This window comes from Gammaproteobacteria bacterium, assembly GCA_028819075.1.
Classification (GTDB): domain Bacteria; phylum Gemmatimonadota; class Gemmatimonadetes; order Longimicrobiales; family Gaopeijiaceae; genus BD2-11.
Genome location: JAPPMM010000009.1, coordinates 1 through 2,113, shown reverse-complemented (window position 1 = coordinate 2,113; position 2,113 = coordinate 1). Strand labels below are relative to the sequence as shown.

Here is a 2,113-nt window from a genome sequence, read left to right as displayed (position 1 = left end):
GGGGCGGAGCACCCCTCGCCAGAGCGCGAATGTTATACATCGCGTAGGCTGGCTTACGACCCTTAACGGTCGTCAGCCAGCCCTTGGGGACGGTGCCGAAACCGCCTCGCGGGGCACCGTCCGGAACAGCGTCCACCGGACCGTCGCCGGCAAGCTCCCCGGCCTCCTGGCCGACCGCCTCAAAGACGGCGAAGACGCAACCCCCGGCGCTCCCCTGCCGCGCCCCGGTTTCCACCCTACCCGTACCCCTCGGAGACCAGCGATCGTCGATCTCAGGCGATCCTGAGGCCCGTAGAAGACCCGAAACGCCCGCGGTGGGTCCCGAAAACGGCCTCCGAGCCCGGTCGCGGGCTCGGATCAGCTCCCCGCGCCCGCTCTCCCGGCCGCCAGATACGCCGACCAGTCCTGCATGACCTCGCGCCGGCGCTCGAACAGGTCGCTCCTGAAGTACGCTCCCTCGACCCCGCCGACCTTGTGCGCCAGCGCCGCCTCGGCGACCGTGCGGTCCACGCCCGTCTCCGCGGCCCAGTCGCGGAATGAACTCCGCAGCCCGTGCACCGTGCTGGGGATCCCGAGGTCCCGAAACGCCCCCGCCACCTGAGGGCTCCGCAGCTCCCGTCCCTTGAAGCTGGGGAAGATCAACCCCGACCCGTTCTCGATCTCCCGGGCCTCCTCCAGCACCGCCAGCGCGCCCGTCGAAAGGGGCACCCGGTGCTCCCGCCCGGTCTTCATGCGCTCGGCGGGCACCGTCCACGTCGCGCGGTCCCGGTCGATCTCCGGCCAGCGCGCCCTCCGCGCCTCGCCGCTCCTCGTCGCCGTCAGGGCCACGAACTCCAGACACAGCCGGATGCCCAACCACGCGTCCGATTCCCGGACCGCCTCAAGCGCCGTCCCTACCTCGGCATGAGGAAGGGCCCGGAAGTGCGTCCGGTGGCGCGTGCCCCGCGGCAGCGCCGCCGCGATGGCGTCGCCCGCCGGGTTGTCCTCCCGGTAGCCCCTGGCCACCGCCCACTTCATCACCGCGCCGATGCGCCGGCGCACCCGCGCCGCCGTGGGCCGCTTCTCGTTCCAGATCGGCGCCAGACAGGCCAGCACGTCGGCGGTCGTGATCTCGCCCACCCGCTTGCGCCCCAGCTTCGGGAAGACGTAGTCCCGAAGACACTGCCGCCACTGCTTCTCGCTGGCGTCGCCCTTCCAGTTCTTCGCGTGGAGCGCGATCACCTTCTCGGCCGCCCGCTCGAACGTCGGCATGCCGCCGCTGCGCGGATCCATGCCCTTCTGGATGGCGCGCCGATTCTCGAGCGCCTTCGCCCGCGCCTCGGCCAGCGTCACGACCGGATAGGGACCCAGGCCGACGTTGAAGGGCCTGCCGCCGATCCGCATCCGTTGCGCCCAGGTCTTCGACAGCCTTCCTGAGGCGGTGGGCTTGACCAGCAGCGAGAGCCCGTATCCGCCGCGACCGTCCCCGTACCGCCCCGGTCGCTTGACGGTCCGAACGAACGCGGCGCTCAGGCGTTTGGGTCGCGTCACGGCGTGCTCCGTATGGATTCCGGTTATCACCATAGGTTATCACTAACGGAACAAGACTACACGGAATCGCCCGATAGGTCAAGGGACGTACAACACAAGTGATAGCAACGTGTTATCCGGAATTACGAGACGCTATGGGACCTTGCTGAACGCCTATGGTGCGGAGGAATCGTGCGCGTCCGGCGCCCCACGCTCAGCATCGACCCGTCCTTCGCGTGGACCATCGCCACCACAGCGGCATCGCACGCCATGCGCCGCGACGTTTCCGCGGAAACGCGGATCCCGTCCAGATCCGAACGCCCGGGCTCGCCCTCCGCCGCCAGCGTCGCGGCATCGCAATGGACCATGACCTGATAGCGCTCCGCGCGGGTGCCGGATTCGACGCGGGGTCGAGCCTCTGGCCGAGGGTCCGGCTCCGAGCCGTTGCGGGAGTCGCGCGGTTCGCCGTCCCCGAACCCCATCGCCAGCGCGCGCTCCGCCAGCAGCCCCACGGCGTCCGCCCGGCGCTGTTTCGGCTTCGGCCGGGAATCATCGGGACCAGGATCGCGGGTCGCCGGGCCTCCTCCATTGCTTCCGGCATCCT

General features: G+C 70.2%; 3 protein-coding genes. All 3 read right to left on the bottom strand.

Translation table 11 applies throughout. The features are described 5' to 3' along the window. The coding region (locus OXU32_00690) for a hypothetical protein (protein ID MDE0072487.1) at positions 1-235 on the bottom strand (235 nt) is incomplete at its 3' end. 122 nt (positions 236-357) lie between these two features. After that, positions 358-1,530 carry a tyrosine-type recombinase/integrase gene (locus OXU32_00685; protein ID MDE0072486.1) on the bottom strand — a complete coding sequence of 391 codons (1,173 nt, stop codon included), beginning with the start codon at positions 1,528-1,530 and terminating at the stop codon, positions 358-360. Positions 1,531-1,652: 122 nt separating this feature from the next. Next, positions 1,653-2,113 (bottom strand): DUF222 domain-containing protein (locus tag OXU32_00680; protein ID MDE0072485.1); only part of this gene is annotated, 461 nt, incomplete at its 5' end.